The sequence below is a fragment of the Pseudomonas sp. SZ40 genome (genome assembly GCF_052958135.1).
The window spans coordinates 70,678-89,902 of the sequence record NZ_JBQWIF010000014.1 but is presented as its reverse complement, the minus strand read 5'-3'; the positions used below and the strand labels follow the sequence as shown (position 1 = coordinate 89,902).

The following is a 19,225-nucleotide window of genomic DNA, read 5'->3' as shown; positions in this document are numbered from 1 at the left end:
AAAGCAGCTGCGCTTTCACCTTTCGAGCGAGCCGTTACTTGGCAGCCCAGGAGTTGAAACGCTGCTCCAGGACTTCGCCGAAGTCGGCCCAGAAGGTCACGTCCATGGCCACCTGATTGGCGATGTTCTGCGGTGCGGTCGGCAGGTCGGCGGCGACCTTGGCGTCCAGCAGATCGACCGCTTTCGGGTTGACCGGCCCGTAGGCGATGTTTTCCGAATAGGTCTTCTGGTTTTCAGCCTGCAGGGTGTAGGCGATGAACTTCAGGGCTTGGTCCTTGTTCTTCGCGCCTTTCGGGATGGCCCAGGCATCGAAGTCGTAGATGCCACCGTCCCACACCACTTTCAGGCTGCTGCCTTCCTTCTGGGTGGCGGCGATACGGCCGTTGTAGGCCGAGCTCATGACCACGTCACCGGAAGCGAGATACTGCGGCGGCTGAGCGCCGGCTTCCCACCACTGGATGTAAGGCTTGAGCTCGTCCAGTTTCTTGAACGCGCGCTCCTGGCCGTCCTTGCTCGCCAGCACCTTGTAGACGTCCTTCGGCGCAACGCCGTCGGCCATCAAAGCGAACTCCAGGGTGTACTTGGCGCCCTTGCGCAGGCCACGCTTGCCCGGGAATTTCTTCACGTCCCAGAAATCGGCCCAGCTGGTCGGTGCGGTGGTCAGCTTGTCGGCGTTGTAGGCCATGACGGTCGACCAGACGAAGAAGCCGACGCCACAGAAGGAAGCGGCGCCCGGTACCAGAGCGTTCTTGTCACCGACCACCGAGTAGTCGATCTCTTCGAACAGGTCTTCGTCGCAACCACGGGCCAGTTCGGGCGATTCCACCTCGACCAGGTCCCACGACACGCTGTTGGTGTCGACCATGGCTTTGACCTTGGCCATTTCACCGTTGTACTCGCCCGCGATGATCTTGCCGTTACCCGCCGCTTCCCACGGCTGGTAGTAGGCCTTGACCTGAGCATCCTTGTTGGCGCCACCGAAGTTGATGACGGTGAGATCCGCGGCGTGAACCTGTGCAGCGCAGACCAGCCCCAGTGTCAGCGCGGAAAGGGAGAATAGCTTCGACATTTTTATGTTGGCTCCGAGTGCTGTGGTAAAGCGGAAAACGCCGATCATTCCGCCAACTGCGGATCAAGGGCGCGAACGTGCTCGACCTGCCAGCCGAGCGGGATCACGTCACCGACGGCGAGCGCAGGATCGAGCTCGGCAATCGGCTGTTTGACGAAGAAATCGGTCTTGCCGCACACCTCCAGACGCACCCGAACATGGTCGCCAAGGTAGATGAATTCGGACACACGACCGGAAAAACGGTTGTCGCAGGTCTGTGCGGCGGCATTCAGGCGAACGCGCTCCGGGCGGATCGACAGGCTCACCGCATCGCCAGGCTGGCCGACATTGACGGCCAGGGCCTGGACTTTCTCGCCGCGGCTCAACTGCACGGTGCAGTTGTCACCATTGCGTTCCACCAACTGGCCGGCAAAGCGGTTGTTCTCACCGATGAACTGGGCCACGAAGGTGTTGCAAGGTGCCTCGTAGAGTTCCCGCGGCGGGGCGATCTGCTGGATTTCGCCCTGATGGAACACCGCGACGCGGTCTGACATGGTCAGTGCTTCGCTCTGGTCGTGGGTCACGTACACCACGGTCACGCCCAGGCGCTGGTGGATGTGCTTGATCTCCATCTGCATGTGTTCACGCAACTGCTTGTCCAGCGCACCGAGGGGTTCATCCATCAGCACCAGTTGCGGCTCGAACACCAGCGCACGGGCCAGAGCCACACGTTGCTGCTGACCACCGGAAAGCTGTGCCGGATAGCGGCCGGAGAAGGCGTCGAGCTGCACCATCGACAGCGCACGTTTGACCCGCTCGCCGACGTCGGCCTTGCTCATGCCGCGCACGCTCAAGGGGAATGCCAGGTTTTCGGCGACGGTCATGTGCGGGAACAGTGCATAGTTCTGGAACACCATGCCGATGTCGCGCTTGTGCGGCGGCACGTTGTTCAGGCGCTTGCCGGCCAGGGTGATCTCGCCGGCCGTGGGCGTTTCGAAACCGGCCAGCATCATCAGGCTGGTGGTCTTGCCGGAGCCGGATGGCCCGAGCAGGGTCAGGAACTCGCCTTTGCGAATGTCCAGATTGAGATCTTTGACGATCAGGTTCTCGCCGTCGTAGCTTTTTTGCACGCCACGAAAGCTGACCAGGATGTCGCTCGAAGAAGTGTCGCCCATCACCGCACCTGCCTGTTGTTCTACCGTGGTTCAAGACTAGGACCGGCGTTAGAACCTGCAAATCGGGCGTACTGACACTTTGATATAAGGGAGTCGGAAAGGCGCTTGTAGGGCGAGCCCTACAGCCGTGTCGCAAATGGATACGTCCTCGGAGCGCACCCACGATTCGATCGACGATGGCCCGAGGCGAGCGCGTCGCGAATAGACAAGTCGGGCTGTCAGACCAGCTTGTGCTCGACCGCGTAACGCACCAGGTCGGCGACCGAATTGAGGTTGAGCTTCTGCATCAGACGCGCCTTGTGGGTACTGATGGTCTTGCTGCTGAGCGCCAGATGAGCGGCGATCTCGTTGACGCCCTCCCCCTGCACCAGACGCTCGAACACCGAGAATTCCCGCTCGGAAAGCCGCGCGTGGGGTGGCCGCGAATCGGTCAGGCCGACTTCGAAGACCATGCGATCGGCAAGATCGGGGTCAATGTAGCGCCCACCACCGGCGACCTTGCGGATCGCGGTGAGCAGCAGGGCCGGGTCGCTGTCCTTGGTGGCATAACCGGCAGCACCGATCTTCAGCGCGCGGGCGGCCATCTGCGCCTCGTCATGCATCGACAGCACCAGAATCGCCGGAGGCTGGGCCAGGGCGCGAATGCGCGGAATCGCCTCCAGGCCGTTGACACCAGGCATGGAGATGTCCAGCAACACCACTTCGCAGGGTATGTTGCGCAAGGTTTCCAGCAACTGTTCGCCGTTGCTCGCCTCACCGACCACCTGCAGATCACGCGCCATGCCGATCAGTTGCTTGATGCCCTCGCGGACGATGGTGTGGTCTTCGGCTACCAGTACTCGGATCACGCGTTTAGCCCCTGTTCAGTCGGTGGACACACACTCGCTCAGCGGTACCCTTACCCGTAACAGGGTACCCTCGCCGGGGCGGCTGTCGAGGGTCAATTGTCCGCCGAGCATCAGCACCCGCTCGCGCATGCCCACCAGACCGAAGGAGTCGGCACGTACCGCAGCGGGCTGAAAACCGCGGCCATCGTCGCTGATCGACAGGCGCAGGCTGTCACCGAGCAGTTCCAGGCGCACGCTCACCGTGTGCGCCTCGGCGTGGCGCATGACGTTGGTCAGCGATTCCTGAAGGATGCGAAACAGCCCGGTCGCCTTGGCATCGCTCAGTGGCGGTACGTTTTCGGGCACCTCGACCAGGCAGGGAATCTGCGTGCGCGCTTCGAAGCGCCGCGCCTGCCATTCGATGGCCGAGGCGATACCGGCGTCCAGAATCGGTGGGCGCAGCGCCGTTGCCACGTCGCGCACCAACTGGAACAACTGGGCGATCAGCTTCTTCATGTTGTCCAGTCGGTCACGCAGGCCCGGGTCGAGCTCGGCGAACCCCAGCTCGCACATCGAGGTTTCCAGCTTGAGTACGGTGAGCACCTGGCCCAGCTCGTCATGCACCTCCCGGGCGATGCGCGCCTTCTCTTCCTCGCGCACGCTCTCGAGGTGCGCCGACAGATCGCGCAGACGCATCTGCGATTCGGCCAGCGCCAGCTCGTTGCGTTTGTTCTCGCTGATGTCCCAGACCACGCCGTCCCAGATCAGCCGACCGTCGGCCATGCGCCTGGCCATGGCCTTGATGTCGACCCAGCGCGACTCGCCGGAATGGGTGAGCATGCGCCCCTGCCAATGCCAGTCGCTGTCACTGTCGAAGGCGCGATCCTGAACGCGGTGGTAATCGGCCTTGTCGTCCGGGTGCACCAGGCTGCGCAGACCGTGATCGGGCGCCAGCAGTGTCGATGCCCGATAGCCGACCAGGCTTTCGCTGCCCTCACCGATGAAGGCGAACAACGCCGGGTCCCCGGGCCGGGCCCGCTCCAGACGAAACACCACGCCAGGCACGTTGGAAGCGATGCCCTGCAGCCGCGCCTCGCTCTCCTGCAGCGCGGCCAGGGCACGGCGCCGCTCGGTGACATCGGTGATGAACACCACCAGATACTCGGTATCGCGGTATTGCAGAAAACTCAGCGATACATCCACCGGCAAGCGACTGCCATCGGCCCGCAGGCATTCGGTCTCGAAGCTCGGCGGCCGCTCGTCACCACTGCGCGCCAGCCGCCACAGGTTGAGCCAGCGGTCCATGTTCAGGCTCGGCTCGAAATCGCTCAACGGCCGATCGACCACAGCGCCGCTGCGACAGCCAAGCATCGCCTCCGCCGCGCGGTTGGCGTAGCGCACGTGGCTGTCCCAATTGACCCAGAGAATGCCCACCGTGCTGTTGTCGATGGAAAATTGCGACAGCCGCAGTGCATCGCGGGCGACTTCACGCAGCTCGATCTCGTGACGCGCGGCGAGCAGACGAAACTCCAGGGTGTCGCGCTGGCGACGCATCAACAACGCCAGCAGCAGGGCGAAGATCAACAGCAGACCGAGCAGCAGGCTGATTCCGCGCCAGAAGCTCGACGAGCTTTCCTGCTGCAGATAGCTCGGCGGCAGCCAGCGGTTGTGCAGATCATCCAGCTCGCGAGCGGAGACGCTGCGCAGCGCGACATCGACGATGGCCGACAGCTCCGGCCAGTCACGCCGGGTGGCGACACGCAGCAGTTGCGGAAAACCGATATCGCCGACTATCGCCAGGCCGAGAAATTCCGGCTCACGGGACAGACGCCCCAGTTGCGCTTCATCGAGCACCGCGTAGCTGGCCTGCTGATTGATTACCCGCTGCAGGGCCTGGCGCGGGGAACTGGCGGTATCCAGCCTGAGCCTCGGGTAACTGCTGCGCAGGTAGTCGAGGACGGCATCCGATACCTTCAAGGCAATCGGCGAACGACCGTCGAGTTGCTCGAGGTCCACCGAACCGTTGCTGTCGCGCTCGCCGACCAACAAATGCGACACCCGCAGGAAAGGGTCGGAAAACACCCAGCGACGCAGCCCGGCAGGCGTCTGGCCGAGGCCACTGGCGAGGTCGATCTGATCAGTGTGCAGCGCCTCTTCCAGTTCCTCCTGAGTCTGGAAGGTCCGCCAGCGCAATTGCACGCCCATCAAGGCAGCCAGGGTGTGCATCATCTCGACGTTGGCACCGGTCAGACGGTGCAAGCGCCGGTCGAGTTGCGCATAGGGCGCCTGCAAGACGACCCCGGCACGCAGTACGGGATGATCGGCCAGCCATTGCTGCTGCGCTGCATCGAAGATCGGCGCGGGGGCAAACGGCGACTCGTCCGCCCACGACAGGGTTGGCAGGCTCAGCAGCAGGAAAAACAGCCAGCGGTGGATCATGCTCGGGCACCGAAACGCGAGGAGATAGCAGGCAAGCGCCCGCCGTGAAAGGCCGCATTAAGCTACATCTGGATCTGACAAATCCACGACAAGTGATTAGGCTCTAGGGTCTATTGACGTTTCAGCATGACCTCGGGCCCTTCGATGATGCGCTTTCGCCATTCGCCACGCTACATGCTGTGCCTGATGCTGCTGACAGGCACCATGGCCGCGCATGGCGAGCAGAGCCCGCCAGCCGACGCTGGCGAAAAAGCCGAAACCAAGCCCGAGCAACGCGCGCCTCTGGCCGAGCGCAGTGAGCTCGAAGCCCTGGCCCTCGAACGTCAGTTGGCGGCCAATGAGCAACAGCGCCTCGACGCCGCCGGCACGCAGTTCCTCGCCCTATGGCTGCCAGCCAACGATCCGGCCCCCAAGGGTGCGGTGATTCTGCTGCCGGGCGACGAGGAGAGTGCCGATGCACCGAGGGTAATCGGCCCGCTGCGCCAGAAATTGCCGGATGCCGGCTGGCACAGCCTGAGCCTGAGCCTGCCGGATCCCCAGGGCGCCAACCTTCCGATACGCGTCGTCGAATCCGCCCCGGCGGCTGGGGAGGTGCCCGCGGAGAAACCTGCCGAGCCCGCCACGCCCGAACCCGCGCCAACATCGGCACCAGCCACCGAGCCGACCCAGAACGCAGAAGCCGCGCGCGCCGCGCATGTCGAGCGGGTGTTCGCCCGGATCGACGCAGGCATCGCCTTTGCCGGGCAACAACAGGCCAAGACACTGGTGCTGATGGGCCACGGCAGTGGCGCCTACTGGGCGGCCCGCTATATCGCCGAGCGCAAACCAGCCAACGTGGCGCATCTGCTGCTGGTGGATCTTCGTCAGCCAGAAGGCTTCGAATCGCCAATCAACGACCTGCTGGCGCAACTCAAGGCCAGTGTCGGTGACTTCTATTATCGCGACAGCCCTACCGCTCGACAGGCCGCGCTGCTACGCAAACAGCTCAGTCAGCGGCAGAAGCAACCGACCTTCGTGCAGGTCGGCCTGGACGCCTTGCCCGGCAACGCCGACGTGGCCGAGGAGCAACTGTTCCGCCGCTTGCGCGGCTGGCTCGACAAGCAGGCAGGCGGCAAGTAGGCGCATTGCCGCTAGTCCCCGCTCAGCGAAAACCCCGGCGCTGACGAATCAGCGCATAGGCGTTGTGCAGCTCGCGGGTCTTCTCGGTGGCCTCACGGACTTTCTCGGGCGCCGCACCACTGCCGGCCATCTTGTCCGGATGATGACGACTGAGCAGGCGCCGGTAGGCTTTCTTGATCTGCTGGGTGTCACTCTCGGCATTCACGCCCAGCAGCCGCAGTGCCTGCTGGTAACTGTCAGGAGCGGCAGTGGGTGGTCCACGGCGCGGTGAGTAGGCGGCACTCAGCGCCTCCTGAGCATCGGCGGAAACGCCCAGCCATTTGCCCCAGAGCAGGATCAGCTCACGTTCCGCCTGCCCCACTCGGCCATCTGCCCAGGCCATGCGCCAGCAGGCGCGCAACAGCGCATCCGCGTCGGCGCGACGGCGCTGCAGGGGCCCGCGCAGATTGTCCTGCCCCGTCTTGCCACGAGAAAAGGCGTCGATGGCGCTGGCCTTGGCTGCCTCGCCAACGGCCAGGCGCTGCATCTCGGCACGAGCCTGGCGGATATGCGCCTGCTGCACCACGCCATCGCTTTTCGCGAGGCGGCCGAGCATGACGAACAGCAAGTGCTCGTCGCCCACCGCCGAGGTGCTGCGCAGTCGCTCTCCCAGCGCCTTCCAGCCACGCAGCCCCAGGCGCCGGTCGAGCACCTGCCCCAGCAGCCCGCCAAGCAGCAGCCCGGGGATGCTCGCCAGCGCGTAGCCCGCCACGGCACCAACCAGCGTCAGCGGCCAGTACATATCAGCGCTCGCCCGTCAGCAGGCGTTCGACCTCGGCCAGCCGCTCGTGGGTACCGACATCGACCCAGCACCCGGAGAAACGCTCACCACTGACCTGCCCGGCCGCCATGGCATCGCGCAGCAAGGGCGCGAGCTTGAAGGCTCCCGGCTGGCTGCCGGCGAACAGCGCCGCGCTCAACACGGCAATACCGCTGTAGGTGAAGCTGTCGTGGCCCGCCACGCCATCTTCGACCTGGCCGTCGTGCAGCAGGAAGTCGCCGTTCGGGTGATGTCGCGGATTGTCCACCAGCACCAGATGCGCCTGCCCGCCCAGCGGGCGGCGCAGGTTGGCGAAATCGTAATCGGTGAAGATATCGCCGTTGACCACCACGAATGGCTCATCGCCCAGCAAAGGCAGGGCCTTGAAGATGCCACCGCCGGTTTCCAGAGGCTCGCCCTCGGGCGAGTAGCGGATGCTCACGCCATACCGTGCGCCGTCACCGAGATAATCCTCGATCTGCTGACCGAGCCAGGCGTGATTGACCACCAGCTCGGTAAAACCGGCGCGCGCCAGAGCCTGCACGTGGTACTCGATCAGCGGTACACCGGCGGCCTTGACCAGGGGCTTGGGCGTATGCAGCGTCAGCGGCCGCAGCCGCTCGCCCTTGCCGGCGGCGAGAATCATCGCCTTCATCGGGCAGCCCCCGCGGCGTGCTCGAGCTGGGCAATCAGCTCGCCAAGCTCTGCCAGTTCCGGCCGCCTGCCGAGTACCGCATCTATATAGGCGAAGAAACGCGGCACGTCAGCCAGATAGCGGGGCTTGCCGTCCCGGTGGCAAATACGCGCGAAAATGCCGATCACCTTGAGGTGGCGCTGCACACCCATCAGGTCGCTGGCCCGCAGGAAGTCCTGCACATCGCCCTGCACCGGTATGCCTGCGGCCCGAGCCTGCTGCCAGTAATCCTCGAGCCAGGCCTGCACGCGCGCCTCCGGCCAACTGAGGAAGGCATCCTTGAACAGGCTGGTGACATCGTAGGTGACGGGGCCATAGACGGCGTCCTGAAAGTCCAGCACACCGGGGTTCGGCTCGCTGATCATCAGATTACGCGGCATGTAGTCGCGGTGCACCAGCACCTTGGGCTGGGCCAGGGCGCTGTCGATCAATTGCGTGCAAATGCGCTCCCAGGCAGCCTGCTGCGCGGCATCGAAGGTGATGCCCAGCTCCCTGGCGACATACCAATCCGGAAACAATTGCAGTTCGCGGCGCAGCAGGGCGACGTCATAGTGCGGCAATGGCGTATCCATGGGCAGGCGCTGATAGGCGAGCAAGGCGTCAATGGCGGGCGCGAACAGGCTGTCGGCATTGTCGCTATCGATCACATCCAGGTAAGTCTGACGGCCCAGGTCGCTGAGCAGCAGGAAGCCCTGTTCGAGATCCGCGGCATGGATATGCGGCACGTTGAGATCCGCGCGCGCCAGCAAAGCGGCCACTTCGACGAACGGTCGGCAATTTTCCTGGGGAGGCGGTGCATCCATCACGATCAGGCTGCGCCCTGCTGCCTCCCAGCGGAAATATCGGCGAAAGCTGGCATCGCTGCTGGCCGGTAGCAACGGGGCTTGTGGCACCTCTCCCCACTGCTTGGAAACGAATAGCTGCTGCAGCTGCGGCTCGAGCCACTGTTGCAGGCGTTGCAGACGTACATCTTGATCAGGCATTACAAGGGTCTCCGACGGCGCTAGCCGTTGCGCGGGTCATGCTTTATTATCCAGCATCTTTTTCAGCCCATCGAGAGGCGTGCGGCCCCTGGGCCAAAAGCGCACAGGAAGCCCGGAAAACAAGATGGCAGTAAAATACCCCGCTTTTCGTAAGAAATTCCCGCTTCTGGTAACGGGCGGCCTGCTGGCCCTGCAACCCTTCGCCAGCCCATTCGCCACTGCTGCCGAACAGTTCGATTGCCAGGCTTCGCCTGCTGGCGGTTGGGCCTGTGCGCCGAAAACCAGCACGGCCAATCTGCCGACTCGGCCGACGCACAGCACCAATGCGGTAAGTGCCGGCACGACGACGGCGGCCACTGCCAAGCCTGGGACCAAGGCCGCACCAACGCAAGTCACCGAAAGTGGTGGCCGGGCGCTGGCATCGCGCAGTGCCGATTACAGCCACCTGGACTGGGTACCGCGCGAGCAGCTGACCAGCGCGCAGCTGGCCGAGATCGGCCCATCCTGCTCCGGCTCCTACATCGAGCCGAGCCGGCCGGGCATGAACGACACCACGCCGATGAGCGAAGCGCCGATGTTCGTTTCGGCTCGCGCCTCCCGCTATCAGCAGGAAGAGCAGGTCGCCACCCTCGCCGGTGATGTGGTCGTGCGCCAGGCAGGCATGCAGGTCGAGGCTGACGAAGCCAACCTGCACCAGGCGGAAAACCGCGGTGAACTGGTCGGCAATGTGCGTCTGCGCGACAAGGGCGCCCTGGTCGTCGGTGATCGTGCCGAGCTGCAACTGGACAACGGTGAAGCACGGATCGACAACGCCGAGTACGTGATGCACGCCGCTCATGTACGCGGCAGCGCGGCCTACGCCAAGCGCGAAGAAACCGCGATCATCCGCCTCAAGGATGGTACTTACACTAGCTGCGAACCTGGCAGCAACGCCTGGCACCTGACGGGTAACAACATCACCCTGAACCCGGCCACCGGTTTCGGTACCGCGACCAACGTCACCCTGCGGGTCAAGGATTTTCCGGTGTTCTACACACCGTACATCTACTTCCCGATCGATGACCGTCGCCAGTCCGGCTTCCTGCCTCCGAGCTTCGGCAGCTCGAGCGACAACGGCCTGACGCTGCAGACACCGTACTACTTCAACCTGGCGCCGAACTTCGACGCCACCCTGTACCCGACTTACATGGCCGATCGTGGCCTGCTGCTCGAAGGCGAGTTCCGTTACCTGACCCGCAACAGCGAAGGTCAGGTCGGTGCAGGCTATCTGGACGACAGCAATGACGACCGCAAGCTGCAGTCGGGTTACAAGGACCAGCGCTGGATGTACAGCTGGCAGCACAAGCAGGGCTTGAATGAGCGCCTGCTGGCCGAGGTCGACTACACCGATATCAGTGACCCTTACTACTTCCAGGATCTGAACACGGATCTGGGCATCGAAACGTCCACCTACGTGAACCAGCGTGGCACGCTGACCTGGCGGGGTGACAGCTATACCGCACAGCTCAACGCGCACGCCTACGAGCTGGCCACCATCACCGATGTGACCCCGTACGATCGCTTGCCTCAGATCACCCTGGACGGCAAGCTGCCATTCGAGCCGGGTGGCCTGAACTTCACCTACGGGACCGAGCTGGTACGCTTCGATCGCGATCTGCGTAGCGGCAACTACATCGACCAAAATGGGAACTCCGAAGGCCCCTGGAATGACGTAAATATCCAAGGTCTAGCACGCTCCAACGGCACCCGTATGCACGTAGAGCCAGCAGTCAGCCTGCCTCTGGACTGGAGCTGGGGCTTCATCAAGCCTCAGATCAAGTACCTCCAGACCAACTATGACCTGGATATCGATCAGCGCGGCAAGGACACGCTCCTGGCCGATGAGCAGTACAGCAGCAGCCAGAATCGTGGCGTTGGCATGTTCAGCGTCGACAGCGGCCTGTATTTCGACCGCCAGACCTCACTGTTCGGTCGCGAAGCTCGCCAGACCCTCGAGCCGCGCCTGTTCTATCTCTATGTGCCTGAGGAAGACCAGACCGATATTCCTGTATTCGACACTGGCGAGAGCAGTTTCAACTACGCATCGCTGTGGCGCGAAAACCGTTTCAGCGGCAAGGATCGCATCGGCGACGAAAACAAGATCTCCCTCGGCGTAACCAGCCGCTGGATCGAATCTAACGGTTTCGAGCGTCAGCGCTTCAGCATCGGCCAGGCCTTCTACTTCGAAGACCGCCAGGTGCAGATGCCGGGCATCGATTACCGCACCCGTGATGAGGCGCAGTCTTCGGTCTCCCCTTACGCGCTGGAATACATGTATCGCTACAACCAGGACTGGCGCTTCACCTCGGACTTCAACTGGGATCCGGATGCGCATCGCACTCGTTCGGGTAGCGCCATGTTCCACTACCAGCCAGCGGATAACCCACGCAAGATCGTCAACGTCGGGTATCGCTATCGCAATGACACCCTCAACTATGACCAGAGCACCGGTCGTTGGGGCTTCGGCAGTGACTATGGCACTGAAACTCTTGCGGATGGCTCGGCTAACCCGAACTTCATCAAGGACTATTACAAGATCAGCCAGCATGACTTCTCCGTCATCTGGCCTCTCGGTCCGCAGTGGAGCGTCATTTCCCGCTGGCAGTACGACTACGGTCGCAACCGTACCCTGGAAGCCTTCGGTGGCTTCGAGTACGACAGCTGCTGCTGGAAGCTGCGCGTCATCAACCGCTACTGGATCGACTACGACGAGGTCAGCCTCAACCCCTCGCGCAACGACGAGCCGGATAACGGCATCTTCCTGCAAATCGTCCTCAAAGGCCTGGGCGGCGTGACGGGTAGCAACGTTGAGACATTCCTCGACCAAGGCATTCAAGGTTATCGTAAACGTGAAGATGAAGCTTTCTGAGTGCGTGCGCCCGCTGCTGTTGGGCGCGCTGTTTCTGGGTACCGCGGCACACGCCGATGTACAGCCCCTCAACCGCGTGGTGGCGATCGTCGATAACGACGTGATCATGCAGACCCAGCTCGACGCCCGTGTCCGCGAGGTTCAACAGACCATCGCCAAACGCGGCACCGAGGTGCCACCGGCCAATGTGCTGACCCAGCAGGTGCTGGATCGCCTGATCATCGAGAACATTCAGTTGCAGATGGGCGAGCGCTCCGGCATTCGCATCAGCGACGAAGAACTCAACCAGGCGATCACCACCATTGCCCAGCGCAACGGCATGAGCGTCGAGCAGTTCCGTGCTGCACTGGCCCAGGACGGCCTGTCGTTCAACGAAGCCCGTGATCAGGTCTCCCGCGAGATGGTCATCAGCCGCGTGCGTCAGCGTCGAGTGGCCGAACGCATCCAGGTGACCGATCAGGAAGTGAAGAACTTCCTGGCCTCCGATCTGGGCAAGATGCAGCTTTCGGAAGAGTTCCGCCTGGCCAACATCGTCATCCCGGTGCAGGAAGATGCCTCCTCCGATGCTCTGCAGACCGCCGAACGGCGTGCTCAGGACATCTACCAGCAAGCACGTCAGGGCGCCGACTTCGGCCAGTTGGCCATCGCCAACTCGGCCAGTGAAACGGCGCTGGACGGCGGCGAGATGGGCTGGCGTAAAGCCGCTCAACTGCCACCGCCGTTCGACAGCATGCTGGGCGCCATGAGCGTCGGTGACGTGAGCGAACCGATCCGTACGCCGGGCGGCTTCATCCTGCTCAAGGTACTGGAGAAGCGTGGTGGCGAAGCAGCGACCGTCCGTGACGAAGTGAACGTACGCCATATCCTGATCAAGCCCAGCGAAATTCGCAGCGAGGCCGAAGCCCAGGTTCTGGCGGAGCGCCTCTACCAGCGCATCCAGTCCGGCGAAGACTTCGCCGAACTGGCGAAAAGCTTTTCCGAAGACCCGGGCTCGGCCCTCAATGGCGGTAGCCTGAACTGGATCGACCCCAACGCGCTGGTCCCCGAGTTCCGCGAAGTGATGAACAATACCGCCAGCGGTGAAGTTTCCAAGCCCTTCAAGAGCCAGTTCGGCTGGCACGTGCTGCAGGTCATGGGCCGTCGCGCCACTGACAGTAGCGAGCAGATGCGCGAACAGCAGGCGCTGAACCTGCTGCGCAACCGCAAGTACGAGGAAGAGCTGCAGACCTGGCTGCGCCAGATCCGCGACGAAGCCTATGTGGAGATCAAGCTGTAAATACGCGTTGATGCTGCACCGAAGAGCCCGGCCCAGCGCCGGGCTTTTTCATTTGCGCCTGCGCTAGAATCGCCAATGCCCTGCCCTCGAGAGCCGATCATGACCAACTGCCTGCGCTTCGCCCTCACCCCCGGAGAACCCGCCGGCATTGGCCCGGATCTATGCCTGCTGCTCGCCACCCAACGCCAGACCCATGCGCTGATCTGCATCGCCAGCAGCGCATTGCTGAAGGCGCGCGCGGTGGAGCTAGGGCTGACCATCAGCCTGATCGAAACCGCCCCCGGCAACTGGCCGCAGCAGCCGGCCCCAGCTGGCAGCCTGTATGTATGGGATACACCTCTGGGGCAGCCGGTAACAACCGGCAAACTGGACAAGGCCAATGCGGCCTACGTACTGCAGACCCTTACGCGCGCGGGCCAGGGTTGCCTGGACGGCGATTTCGCAGGGCTGATAACCGCACCGGTACACAAGGGCATCATCAACGATGCTGGCATCGCTTTTTCCGGCCACACCGAATTCCTCGCCGACCTGACGCATACCGAGCAGGTGGTGATGATGCTGGCAACCCATGGCCTGCGCGTTGCCCTGGTGACCACCCACCTGCCGCTCAAGGAGGTGGCTGACGCGATCACCGAAGAGCGCCTGCAACGCGTGACACGCATTCTGCATGCCGACCTGCGCGACAAGTTCGGCATTGCCGCACCCCGTATTCTGGTCTGCGGTCTCAACCCTCACGCTGGAGAAGGCGGCCACCTTGGTCGCGAGGAAATCGACATCATCGAACCGGCACTGCAGCGCTTGCGTGGCGAGGGCATCGACCTGATCGGCCCACTGCCGGCCGATACCCTGTTCACGCCAAAACACCTGGAACACTGCGACGCGGTGCTGGCCATGTACCACGATCAGGGGCTGCCGGTACTCAAGTACAAAGGCTTCGGGGCTGCCGTGAACGTGACCCTGGGCCTGCCGATCGTTCGCACTTCGGTCGATCACGGCACCGCTCTGGATCTGGCCGGCAGCGGCCGGATCGACTGCGGCAGCCTGCAGGTCGCTCTGGAAACTGCCTATGAAATGGCCCAGGGCAGCCGCAAGCTGCAAGCGACAAGCCACAAGTAGAAGCCCTTTCCCTGCTAAACTGAGCGTTTTCGCCTTACCGCTTTCTGCTGTCGCTTATGGCTTGCAGCTTGAAGCTTGGAGCTGCTCTTCGATGTCCGAGCCTTACCAACACCGTGCGCGCAAACGCTTTGGCCAGAACTTCCTTCACGATGCCGGCGTGATCCATCGCATCCTGCGCGCCATCCATGCCCGTGACAGCGAACACCTGCTGGAGATCGGCCCGGGCCAGGGCGCACTGACCGAGGGGCTGCTGAACAGTGGCGCCAGGCTCGACGTGATCGAGCTGGATCTCGACCTGATCCCCATTCTGGAAGCGAAGTTCGGCAATGAACCGCGTTTTCGCCTGAATCAGGGCGATGCCCTCAAATTCGACTTCGCCCGCCTGCAGGCCGAGCCTGGCAGCCTGCGCGTGGTCGGCAACCTGCCCTACAACATCTCCACGCCACTGATTTTTCACCTGCTTGCCAACGCCCACCTGATCCGCGACATGCACTTCATGCTGCAGAAGGAAGTGGTCGAACGCCTGGCTGCCGGCCCTGGTGGCGGCGATTGGGGTCGCCTGTCGATCATGGTCCAGTACCATTGTCAGGTTGAACATCTGTTCAACGTCGGCCCCGGCGCCTTCAACCCGCCCCCCAAGGTGGACTCGGCCATCGTCCGGCTGACGCCGCACAAGCAGCTGCCGCACCCGGCCAAAGACCATCATCTGCTCGAGCGGGTGGTGCGCGAAGCTTTCAACCAGCGTCGCAAGACCCTGCGCAACACCCTCAAGGCCCTGCTCCCAGCCAGCGAAATCGAGGCGGCTGGCGTCGACGGCAGCTTGCGCCCGGAACAGTTGGATCTGGCCGCCTTCGTGCGCCTGGCCGATCAGTTGGCGGAACAACCCGCCCCTTCGCTCACCTGACTTGCCGAGTGCCCATGTCCGACCCTCGTTACCAGATAGACGTCAGTATCGTCACCCGCTACCTGCCGGAGCAGTCGCAGCCGCAGCAGAACCGCTTCGCGTTCGCCTACGACGTGACCATCGCCAACACGGGCAGCCTGCCCGCGCAATTGCTGTCGCGCCACTGGCTGATCACCGATGGCAACGGTCAGGTTCAGGAGGTGCGTGGCGCCGGGGTGATTGGCGAGCAACCGTTGATCGAGCCAGGCACCAGTCACAGCTACAGCAGCGGCACGCTGATGGCGACTCAGGTTGGCACCATGCAGGGCAGTTACCAGATGATCGCCGATGACGGCAAACGCTTCGACGCGCCCATCGCGCCCTTCCGTCTTGCCGTACCTGGTGCCCTGCACTGATGGCGACCTATGCCGTTGGTGATCTGCAGGGCTGCCTCAAACCGCTGCAATGCCTGCTGCAGCGCGTCGCGTTCAATCCCGAGCATGATCGCCTGTGGCTGGTCGGCGACCTGATCAACCGCGGCCCCGACTCGCTGGAAACGCTGCGTTTCCTGTATCGCATGCGCCACGCACTGGTCTGCGTGCTGGGCAATCATGACCTGCACCTGCTGGCTGCCTCGCGCAACATCGAACGCTTGAAGCGCGGCGACACCCTGCGGGAAATCCTCGAGGCGGAGGATCGCGACGAGCTGCTCGACTGGCTGCGCAGGCAAAAACTGCTGCATTACGATGAGCAGCGTGACATGGCCCTGGTGCACGCAGGCATTCCCCCGCAATGGAACATGGCCAAGGCGCTCAGGCGTGCGGCTGAAGTCGAGGGCGCGCTGGCCGATGACGCCCTCTACCCGATGTTCCTCGACGGCATGTACGGCAACGAGCCTGCGCGCTGGGACAAGGAACTGCAGGGTGTGGCGCGACTGCGGGTGATCACCAACTATTTCACCCGCATGCGCTTCTGCAAGGCGGACGGCACCCTGGACCTGAAAAGCAAGGAAGGCTTGGGCACCGCACCCGCCGGCTACTTGCCCTGGTTCAGCCACAAACAACGCAAGACCCGTGGCCAGAAGATCGTTTTCGGCCACTGGGCCTCCCTGGAAGGGCATTGCGATGAGCCTGGGGTGTTCGCCCTGGATTCGGGCTGCGTGTGGGGCGGCAGCCTGACCCTGATGAATATCGACAGCGGCGAGTATCATCGCTGCGACTGCAATGAGGAAACAGCATGAGCGAGTTCAAACGCATCCCCCCGGAACAGGCCCACGCCCTGCGTGAGAATGGCGCGGTGGTGGTCGACATCCGTGACCCGCAGAGCTTCGCTGCCGGGCATATCAGCGGGTCACAGCACCTGGACAACTACTCGCTGCCTGACTTCATCGCCAAGGCCGATCTCGACGGGCCGGTGATCGTCGCCTGCTACCACGGCAACTCGAGCCAGAGCGCAGCCGCGTACCTGGTTGGCCAAGGCTTCTCCGACGTCTACAGCCTCGATGGTGGCTTCGAACTGTGGCGCAACACCTTCCCGCAGGAAACCGCGTCCAGCCAGCCGGAATAAAAAAATTCTCCCGCCAGGCCCGCGCCAGCACTGGGCTTGGCCCCCTCAAGGGCGCCGCGACGGGGCGACTATCGGCGATTGCGCCTTGACCCTGCCGATTCCGAACTATCCTTACCTCAGGCCATCCCAATTCAGGTAGCCGGCCAATCGGCCGAACGGGCCATCGGTAACCACCTTCAGCAGACAGTCAGGCCATGCAACGAATGGTCATGGCAGGAGAAGGCAGCCGATACGCCGCACGGGTAACACCCGGCGGCGGCTGTCCTCTAACCTGCCACGCCACGGACAGGCCGACCACGAGGTTCTGACTGGCTGCGGGGGTGCTCGGGGGATTCATCCCGGTTGCGCAAGCGCCGGGCCTGCATGCACCCGCTCGACCGATCCCGGCCGGCTCCAAGCATCGAGCGAGGTGAAGTCATGAGCATTTTCAGTCACTTCCAGCAACGATTCGAGGCGACCCGCCAGGAGGAGTACTCGCTGCAGGAGTACCTCGAACTGTGCAAACAGGATCGCAGCGCCTACGCCAGCGCCTCCGAAAGGTTGCTGATGGCGATCGGCGAACCGGAGCTGCTCGATACGTCGCATACCCCGCGGTTGTCGCGCATCTTTTCCAACAAGGTGATCCGTCGCTATCCCGCCTTCGCCGACTTCCACGGCATGGAAGAATGCATAGAGCAGATCGTTTCCTACTTCCGGCACGCCGCTCAGGGCCTGGAAGAGAAGAAACAGATCCTCTACTTGCTGGGCCCGGTCGGTGGCGGTAAATCGTCGCTGGCTGAAAAGCTCAAGCAACTGATGGAGAAGGTTCCCTTCTACGCCATCAAGGGCTCGCCGGTCTTCGAGTCCCCGCTGGGGCTGTTCAATGCCGCCGAGGACGCCGCGATTCTGGAGGAAGATTACGGTATCGAGCGGCGCTACCTGGGCAGCATCATGTCGCCCTGGGCCAGCAAGCGCCTGGCCGAGTTCGGCGGCGATATCAGCCAGTTCCGGGTGGTCAAGCTCTACCCTTCGATCCTCAACCAGATCGCCATCGCCAAGACCGAGCCTGGCGACGAGAACAACCAGGATATTTCCGCCCTGGTGGGCAAGGTGGACATCCGCAAGCTCGAGGAGTACCCGCAAAACGATGCCGACGCCTACAGCTACTCGGGCGCGCTGTGCCGGGCCAACCAGGGCCTGATGGAATTCGTCGAGATGTTCAAGGCGCCTATCAAGGTGCTGCACCCACTGCTCACCGCCACCCAGGAAGGCAACTACAACAGCACCGAAGGCCTTGGGGCGATTCCCTACAACGGCATTCTGCTGGCCCACTCCAACGAATCGGAATGGCATACCTTCCGCAACAACAAGAACAATGAAGCATTCATCGACCGTATCTACATCGTCAAGGTGCCCTACTGCCTGCGCGTCAACGACGAGATCAAGATCTACGACAAGCTGTTGATCAGCAGTTCGCTGGCCAACGCGCACTGCGCGCCGGATACGCTGAAGATGCTGGCCCAGTTCTCCACGCTGTCGCGCCTCAAGGAGCCGGACAACTCCAACATCTACTCGAAGATGCGCGTCTACGACGGGGAAAACCTCAAGGACACCGATCCAAAGGCCAAATCGATTCAGGAGTATCGCGATGCCGCTGGCGTGGACGAGGGCATGAATGGTCTGTCGACCCGCTTCGCCTTCAAGATTCTCTCCAAGGTGTTCAACTTCGACCCCCATGAGATCGCCGCCAACCCGGTGCATCTGCTCTACGTGCTGGAGCAGCAGATCGAGCAGGAGCAGTTCCCCGGCGAAGTACGCGAACGCTATCTGCGCTTCATCAAGGAATACCTGGCACCGCGCTACATCGAGTTCATCGGCAAGGAGATTCAGACCGCCTATCTCGAGTCCTACAGCGAGTATGGCCAGAACATCTTCGACCGTTACGTGCTGTATGCGGACTTCTGGATCCAGGACCAGGAATACCGCGATCCGGAGACCGGCGAGATCCTCAATCGCGTCGCCCTCAACGAGGAACTGGAGAAGATCGAGAAGCCCGCCGGCATCAGTAACCCGAAGGATTTCCGCAACGAAATCGTCAATTTCGTGCTGCGTGCCCGCGCCAACAACAACGGCAAGAATCCGACCTGGCTGAGCTACGAGAAGCTGCGTGTGGTGATCGAGAAGAAGATGTTCTCCAACACCGAAGACCTGCTGCCCGTCATCAGCTTCAACGCCAAGGCCAGCAAGGAGGACCAGCAGAAGCACAACGACTTCGTCAAACGAATGGTCGAGCGCGGTTACACCGAGAAGCAGGTGCGCCTGCTGTCCGAGTGGTATTTGCGCGTACGTAAATCGCAATAACAGCAGCCACAAGCGCCAGGCTTCAAGCTGCAAGAAAAGCACGGGCCAGATA

General features: G+C 62.8%; 16 protein-coding genes. 9 read left to right on the top strand and 7 right to left on the bottom strand.

Going from position 1 to position 19,225, the window contains the following annotated elements; genetic code table 11:
• Nucleotides 1-34: 34 nt before the first annotated feature.
• The 4 genes from ACT9T4_RS13380 to ACT9T4_RS13365 all read right to left on the bottom strand — a co-directional run bounded on the left by ACT9T4_RS13380 (nt 35) and on the right by ACT9T4_RS13365 (nt 5,489).
• Nucleotides 35-1,069 carry an ABC transporter substrate-binding protein gene (locus tag ACT9T4_RS13380; RefSeq protein WP_042556598.1) on the bottom strand — a complete coding sequence of 345 codons (1,035 nt, stop codon included), beginning with the start codon at nt 1,067-1,069 and terminating at the stop codon, nt 35-37.
• Nucleotides 1,070-1,113: 44 nt separating this feature from the next.
• Nucleotides 1,114-2,223, bottom strand: coding sequence for an ABC transporter ATP-binding protein (locus tag ACT9T4_RS13375; RefSeq protein ID WP_179539803.1), 1,110 nt, complete (start codon nt 2,221-2,223; stop codon nt 1,114-1,116).
• Nucleotides 2,224-2,441: 218 nt separating this feature from the next.
• A complete protein-coding gene (locus tag ACT9T4_RS13370; protein ID WP_499117415.1) occupies nt 2,442-3,071 on the bottom strand; it encodes a response regulator in 630 nt (209 codons plus the stop codon).
• A gap of 15 nt (nt 3,072-3,086) precedes the next feature.
• Nucleotides 3,087-5,489: a PAS domain-containing sensor histidine kinase gene (locus tag ACT9T4_RS13365; RefSeq protein WP_499117413.1), complete on the bottom strand. Its 2,403-nt coding sequence runs from the start codon at nt 5,487-5,489 to the stop codon at nt 3,087-3,089.
• Between the two features lie 126 nt (nt 5,490-5,615).
• Between ACT9T4_RS13365 and ACT9T4_RS13360 the strand changes: the two genes are divergently transcribed.
• Nucleotides 5,616-6,608: an alpha/beta hydrolase family protein gene (locus ACT9T4_RS13360; protein ID WP_499117411.1), complete on the top strand. Its 993-nt coding sequence runs from the start codon at nt 5,616-5,618 to the stop codon at nt 6,606-6,608.
• Nucleotides 6,609-6,630: 22 nt separating this feature from the next.
• Here ACT9T4_RS13360 and ACT9T4_RS13355 read toward each other — a convergent pair whose 3' ends face one another.
• Genes ACT9T4_RS13355 through ACT9T4_RS13345 form a run of 3 tightly spaced genes read right to left on the bottom strand, consistent with a single transcriptional unit; the run spans nt 6,631 to nt 9,084 of the window.
• Nucleotides 6,631-7,389 (bottom strand): DnaJ domain-containing protein, encoded by a 759-nt coding sequence (locus ACT9T4_RS13355; RefSeq protein WP_499117409.1) that lies wholly within the window; start codon nt 7,387-7,389, stop codon nt 6,631-6,633.
• A gap of 1 nt (nt 7,390) precedes the next feature.
• Nucleotides 7,391-8,062, bottom strand: a complete 672-nt coding sequence (gene murU / locus ACT9T4_RS13350; protein ID WP_499117407.1) for an N-acetylmuramate alpha-1-phosphate uridylyltransferase MurU — start codon at nt 8,060-8,062, stop codon at nt 7,391-7,393.
• Entirely contained in the window at nt 8,059-9,084 is a 1,026-nt protein-coding gene (locus tag ACT9T4_RS13345) for an aminoglycoside phosphotransferase family protein (RefSeq protein WP_499117405.1), read from the bottom strand. Before ACT9T4_RS13345 ends, murU begins: the two co-directional genes overlap by 4 nt.
• Nucleotides 9,085-9,208: 124 nt before the next feature.
• Here ACT9T4_RS13345 and ACT9T4_RS13340 point away from each other — a divergent pair, with 124 nt between their 5' ends.
• The 8 genes from ACT9T4_RS13340 to ACT9T4_RS13305 all read left to right on the top strand — a co-directional run bounded on the left by ACT9T4_RS13340 (nt 9,209) and on the right by ACT9T4_RS13305 (nt 19,173).
• On the top strand, nt 9,209-11,992 hold the full coding sequence (locus ACT9T4_RS13340; RefSeq protein ID WP_499117403.1) for an LPS-assembly protein LptD: 2,784 nt from the start codon (nt 9,209-9,211) through the stop codon (nt 11,990-11,992).
• On the top strand, nt 11,979-13,268 hold the full coding sequence (locus ACT9T4_RS13335) for a peptidylprolyl isomerase (protein WP_042556590.1): 1,290 nt from the start codon (nt 11,979-11,981) through the stop codon (nt 13,266-13,268). The genes ACT9T4_RS13340 and ACT9T4_RS13335 overlap by 14 nt, the downstream gene beginning before the upstream one ends.
• 99 nt (nt 13,269-13,367) lie before the next feature.
• Nucleotides 13,368-14,384 (top strand): 4-hydroxythreonine-4-phosphate dehydrogenase PdxA, encoded by a 1,017-nt coding sequence (gene pdxA, locus ACT9T4_RS13330; protein ID WP_499117401.1) that lies wholly within the window; start codon nt 13,368-13,370, stop codon nt 14,382-14,384.
• A 91-nt stretch (nt 14,385-14,475) separates the two neighbouring features.
• Nucleotides 14,476-15,288, top strand: a complete 813-nt coding sequence (gene rsmA, locus ACT9T4_RS13325) for a 16S rRNA (adenine(1518)-N(6)/adenine(1519)-N(6))-dimethyltransferase RsmA (RefSeq protein WP_179539795.1) — start codon at nt 14,476-14,478, stop codon at nt 15,286-15,288.
• A 14-nt stretch (nt 15,289-15,302) separates the two neighbouring features.
• Complete coding sequence (gene apaG, locus ACT9T4_RS13320) at nt 15,303-15,683, top strand: Co2+/Mg2+ efflux facilitator ApaG/CorD (protein WP_042556587.1); 381 nt, start codon at nt 15,303-15,305, stop codon at nt 15,681-15,683.
• Nucleotides 15,683-16,507, top strand: a complete 825-nt coding sequence (locus ACT9T4_RS13315; RefSeq protein WP_499117398.1) for a symmetrical bis(5'-nucleosyl)-tetraphosphatase — start codon at nt 15,683-15,685, stop codon at nt 16,505-16,507. The genes apaG and ACT9T4_RS13315 overlap by 1 nt, the downstream gene beginning before the upstream one ends.
• Nucleotides 16,504-16,833, top strand: coding sequence for a thiosulfate sulfurtransferase GlpE (gene glpE, locus ACT9T4_RS13310; protein WP_042556585.1), 330 nt, complete (start codon nt 16,504-16,506; stop codon nt 16,831-16,833). The genes ACT9T4_RS13315 and glpE overlap by 4 nt, the downstream gene beginning before the upstream one ends.
• A 417-nt stretch (nt 16,834-17,250) precedes the next feature.
• Nucleotides 17,251-19,173 carry a PrkA family serine protein kinase gene (locus tag ACT9T4_RS13305; RefSeq protein WP_042556584.1) on the top strand — a complete coding sequence of 641 codons (1,923 nt, stop codon included), beginning with the start codon at nt 17,251-17,253 and terminating at the stop codon, nt 19,171-19,173.
• Nucleotides 19,174-19,225 lie beyond the last annotated feature (52 nt).